Below are 20785 nucleotides of genomic sequence, written 5' to 3'. Positions count from 1 at the left end.
ACTGAACTCATGCTTGTGTTAAGTGTTGGATAAAGAGATTGACCGGGACATCCCCCAGCGCTTCGCTGACATTCAGCTCCCTGTTTTGTGTGACTACGCTGCTTGCAAAAAGTCCCTTCAGGTTTGCATCCGAAGCGGCAGACGGTAAAACGACCCGCGTATCGCCCCAGCGCAGCGCATCGACCTGCGGGATGGCACTGTTTTCCAGCAACGTCGCGCAACGCACCGGCACTACGACAATGGCCCGCACGCCTTCGTGTTCACGCGCGAATGCCAAGACGTTGTGCGCCTGACTGCCCAGCACTTCCAATGGCTGGTAATCGCCACGGCGGAACAGCTCGCCGTGTTCCTTGCGCAGGTTCAACACCTCACTGATCAGCGCCTGTTTGATGCGCCCGTCACGCCAGTACTTAAGCAGCTCGGTACCCGGCACGGATGCCTGCAACGCTTGCTCGCGTGCGGCGTAATCCACCGGGCGGCGGTTGTCCGGGTCTACCAGACTGAAGTCCCAGTACTCGTTGCCTTGGTACAGATCCGGCACACCCGGCACAGTCATGCGCAGCAAGGTTTGCGCCAGCCCGTTGAGCGCGCCGGCAGCGGCGATGCTGTTGACGGTCTTGCTCAGCGCGGCACGCAGCAATTCGCCTTCTTCGCCGGTCAGCAGTTTTTCCGTGAACGCCTGTGCTGCGTTTTCATAGGCTTCATTCGGCGCGCTCCAGCTGCTTTGCAGCTTGGCTTCGCGCAGGGCTTTCTGTTGCCACTGCCAGATGCGCTTGGCGTAATCGGCGAAACCGGCCTGGTCATCGTCCTGCAGGTCCAGCGGCCAACTGCCGAGCAACGCCTGATACAGGATCAGTTCGTCGCCGGCAGACGGCACGTCATCTTCGATGCGCACCGGGCGGGCGAGGGCGCGCCACAGTTCAACCTGATCGGCGTACCAATGGCTGCGCTCGCTGAGTACGGCCAGCCGGGCGCGGGTGTCTTCACCGCGCTTGTGATCGTGGGTGGCAGTCGCCAGAAGGTTGTCGGGAAACTCCGTCATGCGCTGTTGATTGACTTCGTGGAACTCGCTGACCGGCGCGCTGAACTGCTCGGTGTTGTAACCGACATCATTGCGCGACAGCAGCACCGCCGAGCGATACAGCGCGGTGTCTTCCACGGCTTTGGCGGCTGCCGGCGAGGTCAACTGCTGGAAACGCACGCAGGCATGTTTGAGAATCTTGCGCGAGCGCCCCCGTGGCTTGCGGCGCCATGGCGTGCCGCCAAGCCAACTGGCGACCGAGTCGAGCACTGGCCAGTCAGCTTCGCTGAGGGTCTGCCGGGCACCGTCCATGGCGTGCAGGAAAATCGCTTCGTCCTGCTCGGAACGGCCCATGGCGCTGATGTAAGTGCGATAAACCGGGAAGTGCACGATCAACGCATGCAGCACGCGGCGAATCGCGCCCAGGGTCAGGTCGCGGGTCATCAAGTCATCCCGCGCGACTTGATGCAGCGCCTGGGCAACACTTTCGAAATCGCTGGCCAGCGAACCGTTAAGAATCTGCTGACGGGCCAGTTGCGCTTCTTCCATGAACGCTGCCGGGCGCTCGGTGCGGCGCTGCCAGAGTTCACCGAGGACATGTTCGCCGTCCGGGTCGTGTTGCAGCAGCGACAGCTGATTCATGAACTCGTAACCGGTGGTGCCGTCGACGCTCCAGTCGCGGCGCAGGGTTTCGCCCTCGCCGAGGATCTTCTCGACATAGATCGGCAGATGACGTCCCGGTGCCAAGTGATCCAGACGCCGACGCAACTTGCGGCAGTAGCCACGCGGGTCGGCGAGGCCGTCGATGTGGTCGATGCGCAGGCCGTCGACCAGACCTTCTTCAACCAATTGGAAGATCTTGCCGTGGGTTGCTTCGAACACTGCCGGGCGCTCCACGCGCAGACCGCCAAGCTCGTTGATGTCGAAGAAGCGCCGCCAGTTGATGTCGTCCGCCGCCGTGCGCCAACTGGCCAGGCGATAGCTTTGCCGTTCCAGCAGTTCGTGAAGCTTGTGAAAGCCTTCCTCGGTGGTGGAATCGTACTGTGCGAGGTTGCCTTCGATAGTCGCCAGAACACGCGGATCGCTCGCCAGCTCGCGCAACTCTTGCTTGAGCGGCATCGCCAGCGAATGTGCGTCGGTCTGATAGCTGAGTGTGCTGAAGCGATCTGCCAGGGACTTCAGCGTGTCGTCGGACTTGAGCAGCTCGCCATAGTTGTTCGGGCAGATCGGGAAGTGGTGGTCGTAATGCTCGACGTAAAAAGTCCCGGTCTGCGCGTTGAATTTGAGCTTGAGTGTGCCTTCCTGCAACGCCACGCCGTAGTCACTGCCAAGAAACGGCAGCAGCAATTGGCCTTCCATCAACGGGTCCGGCGAGTGCCACTGAATGTCGAAGAATTCGCCATACGGACTCAGGCGTCCCCATTCCAGCAGGTCGAGCCACCACGGGTTGTCATTGCCGCCCACGGCCATGTGGTTGGAAACGATGTCGAGAATCAGCCCCATGTTGTGTTCACGCAGGGTGCTGACCAGTTGGCGCAATGCCGGCTCGCCGCCCAGTTCCGGATTGACCTGGGTCGGGTCGACCACGTCGTAGCCATGCATGGAACCGGCGCGCGCCGCCAGCAGTGGCGAGGCGTAGATATGGCTGATGCCGAGTCGGGCAAAGTACGGCACCAGTGGCACCGCTTGTTCGAGGGTAAAACCTTTATGAAATTGCAGGCGCAACGTGGCGCGCAGTGGCTGGATTTGCTGTTGATTCATTGGTCACGCTCAGAGGCTTGAAGGCGCGCGCAGGCCAGCAGTTCCAGGCGGCGGGCGGCATCGGGGCCGTCCAGCAACGCTTCGCTGGGACCGGGCAAACGTCGCGACCAGTTCGGATGTGAATCGGTGGTGCCAGGCAGATTCGGCTGTTCATCGATACCCAGGGCATCTTCCAGCGGCAGCAGCACCAGCGGCGCGCGGGTGTGCCCGAGGAAACGCACACTGGCATCGACCACTTGATCGGCTTCGTGGGACTCTTCGCGGAAGTTCTGTGGATCCTGACGCAGCGCATCGCGCAGGCCCTCACGTTCACGCTCGCGATGCCGGCGCCAGTCGATTTCGCCGTTGGCATCGACCAGACCGAGGCGCGCGTTCCAGTCGATATCGCGGCCATGCCACCAGCCATTGAGTGTCGGCAGGTCATGGGTGCTGGTGGTGGCCAGGGCATCATCCGGCCAGTCGAGAATCGGTTTGAAGCGGGTATTGTCCTGTTCGAACAACAGCACGCGCATGCCCAGGATTGACCGCGCGGCAAGTTTTTCCCGCAGGCCTTCCGGCACGGTGCCGAGGTCTTCGCCGAGTACGATGGCTTGATGCCGATGCGACTCGAGGGCCAGCAGACGCAGCATGTCGTCGAACGGGTAATACAGATAGGCGCCATCGGCCGGGGCGGCGCCGTTGGGAATCACCCACAGGCGTTGCAGGCCCATGACATGGTCGATGCGCAGGCCTCCGGCGTGGGCGAAGTTGGCGCGCAGCATCTCGATGAAGGCACGGAAACCGTTGCGGATCAGCCCTTCCGGCGAGAACGCGGAAATGCCCCAACCCTGGCCGCTGCGATTCAGGATGTCCGGCGGAGCGCCTACGGTCAGCGAAGCGAGCAATTCATCCTGGAAACTCCAGGCCTGACTGCCGGCACCGTCAGCACCGACGGCGAGGTCGGCGATCAGGCCAATGCCCATGCCGGCGCTGCGCGCGGCAGATTGAACGCGCTCGAGGCAGCGATGGATCAGCCATTGGCAGAAGGCGAAATAACCGATGCGCTCGGCATATTCTTCGGCAAAAGCGCCCAGCGCCGCGCCGCGCGGGTCGTGCCAGTGCTCCGGCCATTCGCGCCAGTCGAGGCTTTCGCCACGGGCCGCGCGCATTTCCTGAATGGCTTCGAAGCGACAATGATTCTCCAGCGCTTCGCCACCGGCATGACGGAAACTGGCGAAGTCGGCGTGCAGCGGATGCTCGCCAGCGACGAAACCATCATATAAGGCTTGCAGCAGTTTCTGCTTGGCTTGGGCGGCGGCAGGCCAGTCGATCAGCTTGAGATTTTCCAACTGGTCGAACTGCGCGGCCAGGCCACTGGCATCGATTGCGTCACGCAATGCGCGCTCGCCGAGAATGCTGCCCGGCGCTGCGTACAGTGAATTGAGAAACAAGCGGCTGGACGGCGAATAAGGGCTGTAGCGGCCATTGTCTGAGCTGAACATCGCGTGCATCGGACTGATCGCCAGCGCATCGGCGCCGCGTTCACCCGCTACACGAACCAATTCCTCCAGCGCCTGGGTGTCGCCGAAACCACCGTCACCCGGACGGCGCAGCGAATACAGCTGGGCGCTCAGACCCCAGGCGCGCGGGATCGGGCTATCGACCGCATCGCCAACGCTGAAACAACGCTCAGGCGCCACAGCGAGAGTGAAATACTGATCGCCGATGTGCACTTGCTGGTAACCGACAGGAATCAAGCCGGGCAACATGGCTTCGTTGTCCAGCTTGAGGTTCATCTGCGAGCCGTCTTCAAGATGAATCTCGCAGGGCGTCTCCGGTGTGAAGTAGCGACTCAGGTCGAGGGCAACACCAACGTCGCAGGTCAGCAGGGGCGGCAGATGGCGGTCTTGCTGGACTTCTTGCAGTTGCAACAGGCTGGCATCGATTTCTTGCGCGGTGCTGGCGGGGTGGCCGAGTCCGATCAGGACATTGCGCAACACAGCGGGAGCGACTTTTTGCTGACGCCCGTTGGCGTCGATCCAGTCGACGGCAAGGCCGGCTCGACTGGCGAGTATTTCCAGTTGCGCATCGCTCATAGGCGCTCTCCATCCAGGGGGTGCAAAAGGGGTGCGGCCGTGAGGCTGACGAGCGCGGTGTACGCCGGCAGTTGGTTCGGGTCCGACAGTTCGATCGCCGCTGGCTGTTGAAACAGCCACTCGGTATCGGTCTGTGCAGGGTTGACCACTGGCGTGTCACTGAGGTTCAGGTCAATTCGCAGCTCACTGCCGTTGCCCAGCCGCCAGCGCGCACTGACCGCTCCATAGCCGAGCATTTGCGCGCCCAGAGCCTGGGTCCCGGAGAGATGGGGAATGATGTACTGATGGCGCAATTTCAGCAGTTGCCGGTAGAGCTCTTGGGTCTGCTGTTGCAATGGCGTGCCGCTCCCGGACAGTCGCGGCTGCGAAGCGTGGAAAGTGCTTTCGGCATTTGGATCAGGGATCTGTTCGCGCTTGTGCGGATCGGTAAAGGCACTGAATGCGGCGAACTCGTTGCGCCGACCTTCACGCACCAGTTCCGCCAGTTCACCGTGGTGGCTGGTGAAAAACAGGAACGGTTGCTCGGCGGCAAACTCGTCGCCCATGAACATCAGCGGAATCATCGGCGACAGCAGCAACAACACCGTAGCCGCCTGCACCGCACGCGGGTCGGCAAGCTGATGCAGACGTTCGCCAAACGCGCGGTTGCCGATCTGGTCATGGTTCTGCAGGAACAACACGAAAGCGGTGGAGGGCAGATGTTCGCTTGGCTCGCCGCGAGGTTCGCCATGGCGAGTGATGTGGCCCTGGAATACGAAGCCCTGACTCAGGCAGCGCACCAGTTGCTCGGTGGGCTGCGCGGCATAGTCAGCGTAATAGGCGTCGGTTTCGCCTGTCAGCAGCACGTGCAACGCGTTATGACCGTCATCGTTCCATTGCGCGTCGTAATCGTTTTCCAGCAGGCTCGACTGGTTCAGCTCGTTTTCGACGGTCAGCCAGACGTGCCGGGTCGGGTCGATCTGCTGGCGAATGCGCCGGGCCAGATCGCTGAGGAAATCCGGGTCTTCAATCGCGTGCACCGCATCCAGACGCAGGCCGTCGAAACGGTATTCGAGCAGCCACATCAGTGCATTCTCAATGAAGAACTCGCGCACTTCCGGGCGGCGGAAATCGATCGCCGCGCCCCAAGGCGTGTGCTTGTCCTCGCGGAAAAAGCCCCTGGCGTAACGATGCAGATAGTTGCCGTCGGGGCCGAAGTGGTTGTAGACGACGTCGAGAATCACCGCCAGGCCATGGCCGTGGGCGCTGTCGATCAGGTGTTTGAGTTGTTCCGGTGTGCCGTAGGAGGCTTGAGGCGCGTAGGGCAGCACCCCGTCGTAGCCCCAGTTGCGATCACCGGGAAATTGCGCCAGCGGCATCAGTTCGATCGCGGTAATGCCCAGCGCCACCAAGCGCGCCAGATGCTGTTCGACTTCGGCAAATCCACCGAGCGCACCGACGTGCAACTCATAAATTACCGCTTCACTCCACGGCCGACCATTCCAGGTCGTGTGCCGCCATTGATAGGCATGGGGGTCGACCACTACGCTGTGGCGGTCGAGGTCACCATCCTGCGCCCTGGAGGCCGGGTCCGGCACCTCCAGTTCGCCATCGATGCAGTAACGGTAGCGACTGCCCGCCGGGCAATTGGCCTTGATTACAAACCAACCGTCACCCTGAGGCAGCATGGGCAACGATTTTCCATCTTCCAGTTCCACACTGACGTAGAACGCGTCAGGCGCCCACAACGCAAATTGCGTGTGCTCGGCATCCAGCATGATCGCGCCGTGGGGCCAGGTTTCTTGGGTCCTTGACGGCATTGTCTGCAACTCCCTGGTTATTTGTGGCTGGCTTTACCCAACGCCTTGGCGACCAGTTGTTCGTAAAGTTCGGCGTACGGTTCAACCGCTTTGCTCCAGTTGAACGGTGCAGCCATGGCACGGCAGCGCATGGCGTTGAGCAGTTCCGGAAAGGCGAAAACCTTGAACGCGCGGCTCAGGGCTTCCTTGTAGCTATCAACGGTGGACTCATCGAAGAGGAAACCGGTGACGCCGTTTTCAATGGTGTCGGCCAGGCCGCCGGTGTTGCGCGCGACCGGCAGCGAGCCGAAACGCTGGGCGTACATCTGGCTCAGGCCGCAAGGCTCGTAGCGCGACGGCATCAACAGGAAATCGCTGCCGGCGAACATACGTCGGGCATCGGTTTCGTTGAAGCCGATCCGCACGCCGATCTGGCCAGGAAAGCGCAGGGCCAGTTCACGCATGGCTTGCTCTTCTTCCGGCTCGCCGCGACCGATGATCGCGATCTGACCACCGTTCTGCACGATGAACTCGGACACCGCTTCGGTGAGGTCGAGGCCTTTCTGATAGACCAGGCGCGATACCACGGCGAACAGCGGACCGGTGGAGTCATTCAAGCCGAACAGCTCACGGACATGGGCGGCGTTGACCGCTTTGCCTTCCCAGTCGCCGATGGCGAACGGGGCGAACAGGTGCGGGTCGGTCGCCGAATCCCAGCTCTCGTCGATGCCGTTCGGGATGCCGCTGAGCAGGCCTTGCTGGGTCTTGGCGGCAAGGAAACCGTCGAGGCCGCAACCGAAATCAGGCGTGGTGATTTCCTGCGCATACGTCGCGCTGACCGTGGTGATATGGCTCGAATAGGCCATGCCGGCCTTGAGGAACGACATCTTGCCGTAGAACTCCATGCCTTCCTGTTGCAGGGCATGGGTGGGAATCCCCAGCTCCGGGCAGGAACCAAGGCTGGTCACGCCCTGGTAGGCAAGGTTGTGAATGGTGAACAGCGTTGGCGTGCGCTGCCCGCGCCAGTGCATGTAAGCGGGCGCGAGGCCAGCCGGCCAGTCATGGGCGTGCACCAGATCCGGGCGCCAGTGGATTTGCGCAAGATTGGCGGCGATGTCGGCAGCGGCCAGGCCGAGACGGGCGAAGCGGATATGGTTGTCCGGCCAGTCGCGACCGTTGTTGGCGCCGTAAGGGCCACCCTCACGCTCATAGAGTTCAGGGCAGATCAGTACGTAGATCACCAGACCATCGGGCATGTCCATACGCCCGATCTTGCAAGGTGGCAGCGCGGCGTGGCCACCCAGCTCGCCGATGATGTGAATCGGGTTTTCGCTGTGCACCACTTGCGGATACCCGGGAATCAACACCCGCACGTCATGCAGGTGGGCCATCGCCCGGGGCAGGGCGGCGGACACGTCACCGAGGCCGCCGGTCTTGACCAGATCGGCGATCTCAGAGGTCACGAACAACACTTTTTTCTTGTTGGGATTCTGGCTTGCTACCGGAGCAAGCGTCTTGGTGCCGGGTACGTTGATCTGTCGGCTGCCGGGAACACTGATGGTGCTCGATTCTCCAAGCGACTGGTGAGCACGCTCTCCCTGAATATCCAATGCCGCACTGATCATATGTATCTCCCGTGTGTGATCTGATTCTTGTCTCGAACAAGCTGTTTCGTGGCCAAGTCCTGTGGCCGGGCGCAAAGGCGCCACGCATCGGTGAGCAAATGCTGACCCAACACGCGCAAGCAGAATGGGTGGTGAGGCCGTTGCAAGGATTACACCAGTCGCTTTCGCCCAGTTGTTCTGATGACCTGTGGCGTGAAGCAAAAGTTTCGACTTTTTTTCGTCGGTATGACCGAGTGGTTTGGCCACTGAAAAATCAGTCTAGGCCAGATCCTAGAGCGGGTCGGGGCAAATGGGTAAATTGTTCGACAATCGGTTGTGTCGGGATGTAAGCGAGGGTTCAGGAGGGAAAACGCTCCGACGAAGGGCATGTTTTTCGGTCGGAGTGGGCCAAAACAGTGACTGGGCAGTCACGGTTTTGTGCTAGGGGATGGGCGAGTTGCACCGTTGTGGTGCGAGCGTATTGCAGAGTGGTATCTGAGATGACCTCTTCGCGAGCAGGCTCGCTCCCACATTGGACCGCGTACAACCTGTGGGAGCGAGCCTGCTCGCGAAGAGGGCGGTTGAAGCAACTCAACTTTAAAGTGATGGACTCAGTTCAACAGACGCATCGGCTCCCCAGCTGCCCAACCCTGAATATCCTCGATCATCTGCCGGAAGAACTGCTCGTAATTCTGCCGACTGACATACCCCACATGCGGCGTGGCGAGGACATTGTCCAGCGTGCGAAACGGGTGCAGGGCCGGCAACGGCTCTTGCTCGAATACGTCCAGCGCTGCTCCGGCAATGCGCCGTTTCTGTAGCGCCTTGATCAACGCGGTTTCATCGACGATCGGCCCGCGTGCGGTGTTGACCAGCAATGCGGTCGGTTTCATCCAGTCCAGCGCCTGGGCATCGACCAGACCGCGACTGCGTTCACTGAGCACCAGATGCACGGACAGCACGTCGGCCTGCTCGAACAGTTGCTGCTTGCTGACGTACGTCACGCCGGCCTGTTCAGCGCGTTCGGCGGTGAGGTTTTCGCTCCAGGCGATCACCCGCATGCCGAACACCTGACCGAACTGCGCGACCCGCTGGCCGATGCTGCCCAAACCGAGAATACCCAGCGTCTTGCCGTGCAGATCGCCGCCGAGGCCCTGCTGCCACTGGCCGGCCCGCAGGGCATTGGCTTCCTTCACCAGATCACGGGTGGCCGCCATGATCAGCGCCCAGGTGAGTTCCGGCGCGGCGTGTTTGTAGCTATCGGTGCCGCAGACCTTGATGCCCAGCGCTGCTGCGGCCGACATGTCCAGCGCGGCATTGCGCATGCCGCCGGTGGCCAGCAACTTCAGATTGGGCAAGCGCCCGAGCAAGTCGGCGTCGAAGCGCGTGCGTTCGCGCATGACGCAGATCACCTCGTACTTGCCAAGGCGCTCGGCCAGTGTGGCGTTGTCGGCCGGGTAATCATGCACAAAGGTCACTTCACCGATGCTCTCCAGCACGGACCAGTCGACCACGTCGCGGGCCACGTCTTGCCAGTCATCGATCACTGCAATCTGCACCGTCATCGGCTTGCCTCATCAAGGAGCGGAAGGAGTCTTGCCCAGCCAGCCGAGCAGCGCCTGATGGAATTTCTCCGGTTCTTCCATTTGCGGCGCATGACCCATGCCCGGGAATTCAATCAGCGTTGACTGCGGAATCAGCTTGGCGACCTGCTTGCCAAGCACCTCGTAATGACCGATTTTCGCTTTCACTTCTGGCGGCGCGAGGTCCTTGCCGATGGCGGTGGTGTCGGAGGTGCCGATCAGCAACAGGGTCGGCATCTTCAGATCCTTGAACTCGTAGTACACCGGCTGCGTGAAGATCATGTCGTAGATCAGCGCCGAGTTCCACGCGACCTGGGTCTTGCCCGGACCGTTGCTCAGGCCGGCGAGCATGTCGACCCAGCGATCGAATTCCGGCTTCCAGCGGCCGTCGTAATAAGTGGTGCGCTCATAGTCGCGAATGCCCTTGGCCGTGACCTTCAATTCACGCTGATACCACTGATCGACGGTGCGATACGGAACGCCGAGGGCTTTCCAGTCTTCCAGACCGATCGGGTTGACCATTGCCAGTTGATCGACCTGCTCAGGGAACAGCAGCGCATAACGGGTGGCGAGCATGCCGCCGGTGGAGTGGCCGAGCACAGTGGCTTTCTGAATGCCCAAAGCCTTGAGCAATTGCTGGGTGTTGGTGGCCAGTTGCTGGAAGCTGTACTGATAATGCTCAGGTTTGCTGGATGTACAGAAACCGATCTGATCCGGCGCAATCACGCGGTAGCCGGCGTCGCTCAGGGCTTTGATCGAACTGTCCCAGGTCGCTGCGCAGAAATTCTTGCCGTGCATCAGCACCACGGTGCGGCCGTTGGCCTTGCCATTGGCGGCGACGTCCATGTAGCCCATTTGCAGCTTCTGGCCTTGGGATTCGAAGGCGAAATGTTTAAGCGTGTAGGGGTATTGGAAACCTTGCAGCTCCGGGCCATAGGCAGGCCCTTCGGCGGCAACGGTTTCAGTGGCTGCGTGCGCCATTAACGGCAAGGCAGCGCTGAGGACCAGGCCGGGCAGCCAGCGGGAAAGCGTGACGGACATAAGCACAAACTCCTTGAAAATTGGCCGACTCTGGAAGGTCGGGATTACGCCGACGTTAAACAAAGGCAATCACACTGAGGGTTGGTTCAACCTAGCCAGCCAAGTGTCAGCAAGGCCAGCACGCCATAGCGCGCGCCTTTGGCCAGTGTGACGATCAACAGAAAGCGCCCGAGCGGTTCGCGCATGACGCCGGCAATCAAGGTCAGCGGATCGCCGATCACCGGCAGCCAACTGAGCAGCAGCGACCAATGCCCATAGCGCTCATAGTGCTTGCGTGCCTTGGCCATATGCCCAGGGCTGACCGGAAACCAGCGTCGATCCTGAAACCGCTCGATGCCACGGCCCAGCCACCAGTTGACCAGCGAGCCGAGTACGTTGCCCAGCGTCGCTACCGCGAGCAAACCCCACAGCCAGTAACGCTCGCTGACGATCAGGCCGACCAGCAGCGCCTCGGATTGCAATGGCAACAACGTCGCCGCACCAAACGCAGCAAAGAACAGGCCGAAGTAAGCCGCACCCATCAACGGGCCGGGTAGTCCGCCACCACCACGTCGGCGCCGTCCTTCTTCAGACCGATCACTTGGTACGCATCGCTCATGCCGTCCATTTCCATGCCCGGCGAGCCCATCGGCATGCCTGGCGCTGCCACACCCAGCAGATCGTCGCGCTTGCTCAACGCAAGCACCTGATCGGCCGGCACATGGCCTTCGACGAATTTGCCATTGATGATCGCGGTGTGGCAGGACGCCAGACGCGGTGGTACGCCGTGCTGCTGTTTAAAGCTGCTCATGTCGCTTTCGACGTGATCTTCGACTTTGAAGCCATTGGCTTCGAGATGGCTGATCCACTTTTTGCAGCAGCCGCAATTGGCATCGCGGTGCACTTCGATCGGGATCAGTTCGGCGGCTTGCGCCAGGGAGGAGATGAACAGGGCGCTCAGGGCGAGCAGACGCAGTTGGCTTCGCATGGGAATGGGCTCTCGACTCGGTGAAGGTCAGCAAGAACGCATTTTGACCGGTTTTTCCATCCCGGCATCAACTGAGTGTTTCCAGTTGCTACAAAACACCCGGACCAGTGTAGGAGTGAGCCTGCTCGCGAATGCGGTTGACCAGCCGCAGATACAGTGACTGAAAAATCGCTTTCGCGAGCAGGCTCGCTCCCACAGGGGATTGGTGTAAAGGCCAAAATCCCCGTGGTCGCGGTTGGCTTAACTGACCTTGAACCGCCCCATGATCGCGCTCACGCGGCTATTGGCTTCGAGCAATTGGCGGGTATTCAGCTCGCTGGCCTGGCCGCTCTGCACCAGTTCATCGACCATGTGGCGAATCTGCACCATGCTGCGGTTGATCTCTTCGGTCACTGCGCTTTGCTGTTCGGCGGCGGTGGCGATCTGCGTGCTGAGGCTGTTGATGTGGCTGACCGAACCGGCCATTTCGTCCAGCCCCGAGTTGACTCGGGCGGTGGCGTCAGCAGCGGACTGGCAACTGGCCTGGGTGTTTTCCATGGCGCTGACCGAGGAACTCACGCCTTGAGTCAGACGGGTCAACATTTCGTTGATTTCCGAGGTACTGGCCTGAGTGCGGGCGGCGAGGGCGCGGACTTCATCCGCCACCACCGCAAAGCCGCGACCCTGTTCACCGGCACGTGCCGCCTCAATCGCCGCGTTGAGGGCGAGCAGGTTGGTCTGCCCGGCAATCGCGCCGATGACGCCGAGGATTTCGGTGATGCGCTGGGCGTCCTGCTGCATGTTTTCAACTTTGTGTGTAGCGCTGGCCACTTCGTCGATCAGCGCGACCACGCTGTTGGTCGCTTCCCCGACCACAACGCGCGAGCGGTCTGCGTTCTCATTGGCACGCTGGGTGAATGCAGCGGTTTCAGCGGCGTTTTGCGCGACGCTTTCAGCAGTCGAGCTCATTTCGTTGATGGCGGTGACGGTCTGATCGGTTTCCGAAGCGTGACGCAGCAGAATCTGGCCGGTATGTGCCGAGGTGCGCTGCAGGTTGTCGAGGCTGGAAGCCATGGCGCCGGTGGCCTGGGTGACTTCGCCGATCATGTTCTGCAGATAGGCGATGAAGGTGTTGACCGAGTGACCGATGGCGCCCAGTTCGTCTTCGGCGCGAATGGTGATGCGGCGGGTCAGGTCGGCGTCACCGCTGGACAGCGAATCAATGTTGGCCTTCAGCGCTTTCATGCGTAGCACCAGTTTACGAATCGCGTAAACCTGCAACAGCACCAGCAGGATCACCAGCGGAATCTGGATCAGGCTGAGGCTATGGAGCACGTCGTCGCGCTGGGCAGTGAGCATCTTGGTCGGCAGGGCGGTGGCGAGGAACCACGGTGTGCCCTCGATAGGGCGCATGAAGAAGGTGGCGTCTTCACCGTTGTTATCGAACTCGACGCGTTGTGCTGTATCGCGATTCTGCAGGCCGGTCTTGATCTGATTGACGAAGGTCGAGCTGGCTGCCAGTTCGCTGATGTTCTTCAGCACGATCGGGCCGCTGATGCGCGAGCTGTTGCTGATGATCTTACCGTCAGCCTCGACGATGAGCATTTCGGCGTTGAGGTCTTTTTCCTTGCGCGCCACCAGGTCGTTGAAGAAGCCCAGGGTCACGTCGATGGTCGAAACGCCCCAGGCGCTGCCGTTCTTGTAGATCGCCATGGCGCAGTTGGTGCGCGGCTCGGCGCTGGCGTCGTCTTTATAGGCAGCGGCCCACGCGCACTGGCCGCGCGGAGTGGCCATGCCGCCCTTGTGCCAGCTCTGGTCGTAATAGTTGGGCGCCGCATCGCTGTTCCAGAACGTGTTGACCTTGAGTTGGCCCGAGGCATCGCGGTGCCAGAAGGTGCTGAATTTGTTGCGCCCGGCTTCACGCTGGCCCGGTAACGGCCAGATGCCGCCGCCGAAGACTTTCAGTTCGCCATACTGATCCACCAGCCCTGGCAGCACCACGTCGATGGCGGCGCTGTCGAGCAGTGGGATGGTCTGGGTGATGCTGCGTTGCTGCGCCTGGACCTTGTTCAGTTCGCCCTGAATCTGCACGGCGACTTCGGCGATGCGGTTGAGCACGACCTTCTCTTCGGTATCGCGCAGGGTCGGTGCCACCAGTTGGCTGATGCCGACCACGGTCAGCACGGACAACAGCAGGATGAACAGAATCAGAAACAGCGTGTAGCGAGCCTGAATAGTGCGCAGTGCGGGCATGGAACTGATCCTTGAGCGGCTTTTTTGTTGGAGGGCAGGAATAAAACAGGGCGGGTATCACAGCGTATCGTCGTTGCGGGCCGAAGCTTTAGGTGCTCGCGCGCCGAAACAACGCTGGGCGATGACCGGTTGGTATCGGGATGGGTACAAATCCCCGGATCGCCACGTTTGTTACATCAAGATGACGGCTCTGAACCAATGTTTACGGGATGCAGGCTTGTGTCACGAATGTACGAGATTTGTAAAAAAGCGCACAAAAGACTTGGTGCGATCAGGCGCATCGGCCGATACTCGCGCCCATTCAATTGGTTGGAACAAGGACATTTCATGCTCATCGCACAAGGAATCCTCGCATGACGATCGGCTATACCGGCGCCTGGGAAAGCAAGGCAGGCGTAATGGTCCGTGATACCGGCGCGAAAAAGCAGGTTTCGCAGAGCGTCAAAGTGCAGCAGATGCTGACGCTGGTCGGCAACGATCCGAATGCGCTGAATGTGGCGGAGATGGATAAGCAGGGTTTGCGCAAGCAGATCAAGGGCTTCGACCCGGCCAACGTTTCCGTCAAGCAGTTGGGCAACCTCAGCGAATTCCTGCGCGGGCGCGGCCTGATTTCCGAGATCACCTCGATCACTTTGCTCAATGCCGGCGACAAATTCGACCGGTTCGGCGTGCAGAAAGACCCGGAGGCCAAGTTCAACGCGCTGGAATATTTCGCCACTCAGCTCGATGCCATCCAGACCAACAGCCTCAACGGCAATTACTACGGCAAGAGCCTGATTCCCGAATTCAAGAAAGCCATTTACGTCCTGCAGAATCTAAAGACCTACGGCGAAGGCAATGCGGCAGTTCCGTCCGACAAAGGCCTGAAGGCAAAGGCGTAACGTCTGCTGATGATGCCCGCTCATCCGTGTGCGGGCTCATGCTGTTTACGCCGCCGGCACGGCTTGCCGAGTGATGTGACGTTGTGCCTGGTCATGCAACTGCTGCATATGCGGGCAATGCAGCGCAAGCCGGCGGGCGCGGTAGCCACGATGAAACAACGCCAGCCATCCCCCTCGATTGTCCTGTGCAGGCGCCAGACCGGTGAAAGCAAAACCGATGTCATTCAGGCTGTGCAGATCCACGGCAAACTGTCGTGACAGCTGTAGACGAATCGAAATCAGCCAATGCCTGGGCAGTGATCGCAACTGGTCGAGCAGTTCCGGATTGAGTTTTTCCAGCCACATTTCATGGCGGCTGCCGTGCTGCTGGACCTGAACCGAAGCTCCGCGCCAGCGTCCTGCATCAGCTCCGACGCCGAACACAGCGCTCAGACGCTCCATCAAGGGGCGGCAACTGGCTGGCCATGCCTGTTCTGGCAATGGCCGTTGATAGCCATCGATAGCACGTACACCCAACACGATCGACTCGGGTTTTTTACAACCAAAGGGTGAGCGGACATAGTCCGGCAACCATCCAGTGTTGTGAAAACCCAGGCTGATAGCCATGCGTTGGGTGTAAGGGTGATGGGTGACCTGTTTGATCGAGACGCTGCGACAACCCAACGCCTGCGCATGAGTCAGCAGTTGTCCGCCCAGCCGCGTGGCAATGTTCTTTCCACGGGTATCGGGATGTACGACGCTCAACGCCAGTTCGGCATCGTGCGAGCTTTCGCTCTGCCGATACAAAGTGGCATGGCCAAGAACCCGCTCACCCTCCACTGCAACCAGTGAATGCCAGCGTTTGTCGGCGTGGTTCTGATTGATCAGGCAGGGCATGTAAACGTCGCTTTGCACGTAATGATCACCGTAGACCTCGCGAAACAGCTGGCTGACGGCCTTGGCGTCGGTGTCACGGTAATTGCGCAGAATCAACGACTCCATCACGCACCTCCCTCTCGTCCGGGCCATAGCAGCGCAAGTCGACGATCCGCAGGCTTTTCCCTGCGCGAGGATGGCGCGCCAAATCCTCGAGCCGGCAACTCTGGATGCGCAGCTCCAATAACCGCTCAGCCCGCAGTTGCGCGATCGGCGGGTACAGTTCGATCAAGCGGGCCTCAAGTTTCTCGTCGATGCGAGCCGATCGTTCGATGACTGCATATTTCAACGTCAACACATCTGCGCTGTTGGCTTGTTCGATCAGCAATTGCCAATCGTCGCTGCCAGTGATGCTCCGTACGCTTTTGCTGATTTCATCGGTCATCAGCGACAGAATGCCGACCCGCACCCGCTGGCTATTGCCGCTGCGTCCCCTCAGGGCGAATTTGCGTTGTGCAGTGCCCGGCGGTTCGCGCCAGCACGCAAGATCTCCGACGGGATAGCGGATCAGCGGCATCAAGCGGCGATGCAGATTGGTCAATACGAGCAGACCGGTTTGATTGCAGGCCTCGATCGTTGCGCCGCTGTGCTGATCGATAATCTCCAACAGGACGTGGCCGTCGGGTGTGCGATGTTCTCCTTCCACGCAGTCAGGATGACTGGCGCCAATGAATCCGCCATCGACGCTGGCGTAGCCGATCGAGGCAATGCGCGCGTTGGGCAGCACTTGCTCAAGGAGCTGGCGTTGTGAGGCAAACAGGCTCTCCCCGCCGTAAAGCACGCTATCAACCAGGGGCAACGTAAGGCCGCGTTGTTTGAGCCAACTGGCGAAGGTCAGTAATTGCGCGGGCACGCCAGCCAGTACATTGATCCGATGCTGGTTGATGGCATCGGCCAACTTCGGTGGATCAACCTCGCCGGTAAACGGAAACTCGCTGACAGCTGTTTGAACATGGGCGAGTGAGTCATGAATAAACAGAAAACTGGCGTAGAGGTCGCCAGCGAAGAACAGATTGGCGACACGGTCCCCGGGGCTGAATTGCTCGCTCAGACTGCGGCCGAAATCTTCCACCGTGCGCTGCCATTCCGTGCGGGCATACACGGACAGCCTGCCACCGCCGGTTGATCCACCGGTCTTGAACACCAAGGCGTGCCCAATGGGGGCCGTCAGGACCGGCCATTGCGCGAGATCCGCGCTGTCTTTCCAGAAGTCTGCCGGATCAAGCAGTGGCAGTTCGCACGGTGAACTTATCGCCTCGGGGATGTTGGCGAGACTGTTCTTGTAGTAGGGCGAATGCTCACGGGCGAAACCCGTTAATTCGCTAATCGAGTCGGTTGTTTTCACGGTGTGTTCTTCTTGATTCGAATGAGCCAGCTCACGGCAAGCGTCAGCGGCGGGAGTCAATGACCAGCGGCGTCTTGCCACTGTGTTTGTTTCGAACGAAGTGTTCGGGCGAGCATTGCTCGATCTGCAGCACCAGCAATCCGCTGTCGATGATGGTCGTCAGGGTCAGGTAATCGGCGAGACGTGTTTCAACGGTGGCGGCTGTAAGTTCGCAATGCAGTTGCATGCGCTCGACGCCCTCGGCGCTGTGGTCCAGATGCAACTGAAACGGCACTTGCAGCCGTGACGCCAATTCGCTCAGGGAGATAAAGTCAGTGCCGATACGCAACAACTTGCCGTGGCGTTGCAACAGTTCAAAGCGGGGCGACTTCAGCCCGCAGGCGCAGACGCCCGGGAGCCAGCGTCCGCTGTCGCCAATCTCATAACGCTGCACGCGCTGACCACCCTCGCGGGCGAGCGAGGTCACCAGCAGCCGGCCCACCTGATCGTCGATCACCGGCACATCCTCATCGAACGCGACAATCTCCAACTGCTGGATTTCGCTCATCAGATGGAAAACCCCATCCGCCGAATCCTCGCAGGCATGCCCAAGCGGACCGGCGTCGACGCTGCCGTAAATCGCCGAGCGAATGGTCGAGACGCCACAACTGCGCAGCAATTCACGGTTCTGCTCGCTCAGGTGCTCGCCACCGAGAAAGACCTTTTCGACTCCGGCATAAGCACGCAGACGCTCCTGTTCATTGAGAAACAGACGATGCAGGGTGCCGGGCATACCGACCAGCACGTTGACCCGTTGATCGATGATCAGTTGGGCAATCTCCCGGTAGTCGTCATCGGTAGGCGCGGCCATGGGCAGGTGCGTCACCTCAAGCAGTTCCAGCGCTTTGCTGAAGCTGAGAAAGCCGCCGTACAGCCCGCCACAGAAGAACAGGTTCATGACTCGGTCTTGTGCTGGATCCAGACCGGCGGCGAACAGGCCATCAGCGGTCGCGCGCATCTGCCGATCAAAGTCGCGATAGCTGTAGCCGGCCAGAGCAGGGGTGCCGCTGCTGCCTCCGGAGCGGAAATACAACTGCGCCTGATCGTTGATGGGCTGGGCAACGAAGGCTTCTTTGTCCATGATCGCAGCGCACGGCGTCGCCGCTGATGGCGCTGGATCGAGACTGGCCTGATTCGGCAGTTGCGTGGCCGCCAGACTCACCGATACCCGTCGACTCAAACGTTGCAGCGCATAGACGCCATCATGGGGTTCGCCCTCGTACCCGTCGTGAATGTTGCCGATCGGTGCGATCCGCGTGACTCCGGCAGCGATCAACGCATGGGTAAGCTCGACAATTTGCGGTTGTGCGCATACCAGCGCACAGCTTTGCAGGACGTTGCGCCACGGCAGCAGAGTGGCGGGCAGCAGCGCCTGCGGCACCGGGTGCAGCAATACGCTGCGAAACAGCGGCGAAGGTGCGAGTTGCCGATCATGGCTCCAGATCACCCGCCAGCCCGGGCCATTCCATACTTGCCCGGTGTGACCGGCAAAACTCTGGCCGAGGCGGGCCATCTGCGTGTGCGTGGTAATTTGCGAAGCTTCCTGGCGTGTCGGCACCAGTGCCGGCCACTGTGCGGCGCGTCGTTGCAGGGCCTGCGCCAGGCGTTCACCGATATCGCGCAAGACTTGCGTGTCGTCGCTGTCCACCAACAGCCATTGCGGGCTGGAGCACGCCTGCTGATCCAGTCGGCAAACTTCGTCGGCGACGGCATCAAGCGCCTCTGGCGTAGCCGATGCAGGAGTGAGATAGACGAAGCTGATGCGATGCCCCCAGTCGATCCAGCGACAACCCGGCGCGAGCTGTTGCCGAATGGCTTGCAAGGCCGCTTCGCCACCCCACGCCGCGACGCCATTGGCAGATTTGCATAATTGGCCGATCTGCTCGGTGCTCGCTGGAATCACCGCCACGTGACCGGCCAGTTGTCCGCTCGCATCGCAGTTCACCAACGCGCGCAACAGTCGCGCCGTCAGGCCTTGATCGCTGCGGCTGGGGCGCAACCAGTTGACGTTGCCGGCGAGCAGACTTTCCACCACCGCGCAAAAGGCCAGCAGCGGCGCGTTGGCCGGGGTGATGTGCACGACCAGCCCGAGCGGGCGCCAGGCTTCGAAGCGCGGCAGGCGATAATCGATACGGCGCAGGGAGTCGGCAGCGACGCCGAGTTCGCGCTGGCGTTTGATCGTCAAGGCTTCAGGTTGGCAGAAATCGATCAAGGCCTGCCGTTGTTCGCCGTCGAGGGGCAGGTTCGTGCGCGAGTCACGCAGCAGCTGGGCAAAAACGGTTATCGCCGTGATGACCGTGCTGCTGTCTAGCGACGTCGCCAAACGCTGGGGCAACTTGTGTTGCAGGTCTTGCAGCGCTTGGTCGAGGCTGTAAATGTCGTGCAGTTGTCCATTTATCAAATACATTTCAGTGACTTCCCAGTAATTCGGCGGCGGCCATCGCGCAGCTTCTGCCGGCCGTGGTGCCGGCGCGGCCGTGCAGTTCGAACCAGTCGCTGGTCAATCCACAGCCGCAACTTGCGCCCGGGTGCAGCGTGGCAAGGTCGCTCATCACCACGGCGTGGGCCGGGCTTGATGAGATGTAAGGTGAGACGAAGCCGAGCAGGCCTTGTTGGCCATAGGGCAGCAGGGAAAAATTTGCCGGATCGCGAATCAGCACCCGCGAATACACCGGCACATGAAAGCGGTGACGGGCGCATTCGATGTAAGGCACCGCATGCTCGACAGCGCCGTAACCGTCGCGGCAGCGGGCGGGTTCGATGCCCAATTGCCGATGGATATGGGCGTAGAGCTGCTGTTTGGGAATTTCCTGCGCGGCCTGGTTTTTCCAGCCGCCGCCAAAAAAGGCCAGCGAACCGGCGGGCAATTGCACATCCTGCACAGCGCTAGCCTGCATGCGTTGCAGGGTCTGCCAGAGAAACGCCGGGAAGCCGAAAATCCGTACCGGCAAACCTTCTTCAGCGAATGACTGCAATGCGGCGATGACACCGAATACGTCGAACTGATGGCCGCTACCGGTGTTGCGCAAGGCGTAAACCACGCGATTGACCGGGGCAAACCGACAGAGAAACTGGTCGGTAAACGAAGTGCCTAGCGTAATGTGACCCTCGGGTTCGTAGCTCAGCAGCAGGTAATTGCACGGCGTATCCGGAGTATCCCAACCGTAATGGAGAAAGATCTGCGCAACCATGAACTGCGCCCGCGCCAGGCTGCGTTCGTCGTAACGCATCCGGCTTTTCTGTCCGCTGGTGCCCGACGAGGTCAGTTCCAGCGCGTCCGCCCCAGTGCTGCTGAGCAGCAAGTGTTGCTTGAAGAAACTGGCAAAGATCGGCGGCAGACGTGACCAGTCATCAAGACTGTCGAGGTCTTGCGGTGCCAGCCCATGGGCGTTGAGCCAATGGGCGTAACCCGGGGTGTGATCGCAGTGAAAGCGGCTGATTTCAGTCATCGCCCGATCAAACAGACCGGTCGCGGCTGAATCCGCGCAATAGGGTTGCTTCAACGCGCACAGCGCGTCGGCATAGGGTAGGTGAGTCATCAGT

At 60.7% G+C, this 20785-nt stretch carries 13 protein-coding genes and 2 pseudogenes; 1 reads left to right on the top strand and 14 read right to left on the bottom strand.

Translation table 11 applies throughout. From position 1 onward, the window contains the following. Positions 1-7: 7 nt before the first annotated feature. The 10 genes and pseudogenes from ACZZ0K_RS10840 to ACZZ0K_RS10795 all read right to left on the bottom strand — a co-directional run. Positions 8-2782 carry a malto-oligosyltrehalose synthase gene (locus ACZZ0K_RS10840; RefSeq protein WP_258708166.1) on the bottom strand — a complete coding sequence of 925 codons (2775 nt, stop codon included), beginning with the start codon at positions 2780-2782 and terminating at the stop codon, positions 8-10. Continuing rightward, on the bottom strand, positions 2779-4857 hold the full coding sequence (gene malQ, locus ACZZ0K_RS10835) for a 4-alpha-glucanotransferase (protein WP_095179954.1): 2079 nt from the start codon (positions 4855-4857) through the stop codon (positions 2779-2781). Before malQ ends, ACZZ0K_RS10840 begins: the two co-directional genes overlap by 4 nt. Next, positions 4854-6656: a malto-oligosyltrehalose trehalohydrolase gene (gene treZ, locus ACZZ0K_RS10830; protein WP_258708167.1), complete on the bottom strand. Its 1803-nt coding sequence runs from the start codon at positions 6654-6656 to the stop codon at positions 4854-4856. The genes malQ and treZ overlap by 4 nt, the downstream gene beginning before the upstream one ends. Positions 6657-6673: 17 nt before the next feature. After that, on the bottom strand, positions 6674-8260 hold the full coding sequence (glgA, locus tag ACZZ0K_RS10825) for a glycogen synthase GlgA (RefSeq protein ID WP_016774645.1): 1587 nt from the start codon (positions 8258-8260) through the stop codon (positions 6674-6676). A gap of 590 nt (positions 8261-8850) precedes the next feature. After that, on the bottom strand, positions 8851-9804 hold the full coding sequence (locus ACZZ0K_RS10820) for a D-2-hydroxyacid dehydrogenase family protein (RefSeq protein WP_252880073.1): 954 nt from the start codon (positions 9802-9804) through the stop codon (positions 8851-8853). Between the two features lie 12 nt (positions 9805-9816). After that, complete coding sequence (locus ACZZ0K_RS10815; RefSeq protein WP_150742083.1) at positions 9817-10863, bottom strand: alpha/beta fold hydrolase; 1047 nt, start codon at positions 10861-10863, stop codon at positions 9817-9819. A gap of 86 nt (positions 10864-10949) precedes the next feature. Next, entirely contained in the window at positions 10950-11384 is a 435-nt protein-coding gene (locus ACZZ0K_RS10810; RefSeq protein ID WP_150742084.1) for a YqaA family protein, read from the bottom strand. Further along, complete coding sequence (locus ACZZ0K_RS10805; RefSeq protein ID WP_041480975.1) at positions 11384-11830, bottom strand: DUF411 domain-containing protein; 447 nt, start codon at positions 11828-11830, stop codon at positions 11384-11386. Before ACZZ0K_RS10805 ends, ACZZ0K_RS10810 begins: the two co-directional genes overlap by 1 nt. 240 nt (positions 11831-12070) lie before the next feature. Continuing rightward, positions 12071-12598: pseudogene (locus ACZZ0K_RS10800) on the bottom strand (methyl-accepting chemotaxis protein); the annotation flags it as partial. 333 nt (positions 12599-12931) lie between these two features. Then, positions 12932-14062: pseudogene (locus ACZZ0K_RS10795) on the bottom strand (HAMP domain-containing protein); the annotation flags it as partial. 353 nt (positions 14063-14415) lie between these two features. On the opposite strand from ACZZ0K_RS10795, the gene ACZZ0K_RS10790 reads away from it, so the two are divergent. Then, positions 14416-14943 carry a hypothetical protein gene (locus tag ACZZ0K_RS10790; RefSeq protein ID WP_024012886.1) on the top strand — a complete coding sequence of 176 codons (528 nt, stop codon included), beginning with the start codon at positions 14416-14418 and terminating at the stop codon, positions 14941-14943. Positions 14944-14988: 45 nt separating this feature from the next. Here ACZZ0K_RS10790 and ACZZ0K_RS10785 read toward each other — a convergent pair whose 3' ends face one another. From ACZZ0K_RS10785 to ACZZ0K_RS10770, 4 genes are read right to left on the bottom strand one after another with little or no spacing between them, the layout of a single operon-like run. Continuing rightward, positions 14989-15924, bottom strand: coding sequence for a GNAT family N-acetyltransferase (locus tag ACZZ0K_RS10785; protein ID WP_258708168.1), 936 nt, complete (start codon positions 15922-15924; stop codon positions 14989-14991). Beyond that, the gene (locus ACZZ0K_RS10780; RefSeq protein ID WP_252885997.1) at positions 15893-17203 is read right to left on the bottom strand and encodes a phenylacetate--CoA ligase family protein; all 1311 of its coding nucleotides are present in this window, start codon (positions 17201-17203) and stop codon (positions 15893-15895) included. The genes ACZZ0K_RS10785 and ACZZ0K_RS10780 overlap by 32 nt, the downstream gene beginning before the upstream one ends. 43 nt (positions 17204-17246) lie before the next feature. Further along, complete coding sequence (locus tag ACZZ0K_RS10775) at positions 17247-19649, bottom strand: aldehyde dehydrogenase family protein (RefSeq protein ID WP_258708169.1); 2403 nt, start codon at positions 19647-19649, stop codon at positions 17247-17249. A gap of 1 nt (position 19650) precedes the next feature. Next, complete coding sequence (locus tag ACZZ0K_RS10770; protein ID WP_258708170.1) at positions 19651-20781, bottom strand: LuxE/PaaK family acyltransferase; 1131 nt, start codon at positions 20779-20781, stop codon at positions 19651-19653. Between the last annotated feature and the right edge of the window lie 4 nt (positions 20782-20785).

The sequence above is a fragment of the Pseudomonas sp. AC255 genome (assembly GCF_979258175.1).
This window is presented reverse-complemented; position numbering and strand designations above follow the sequence as displayed.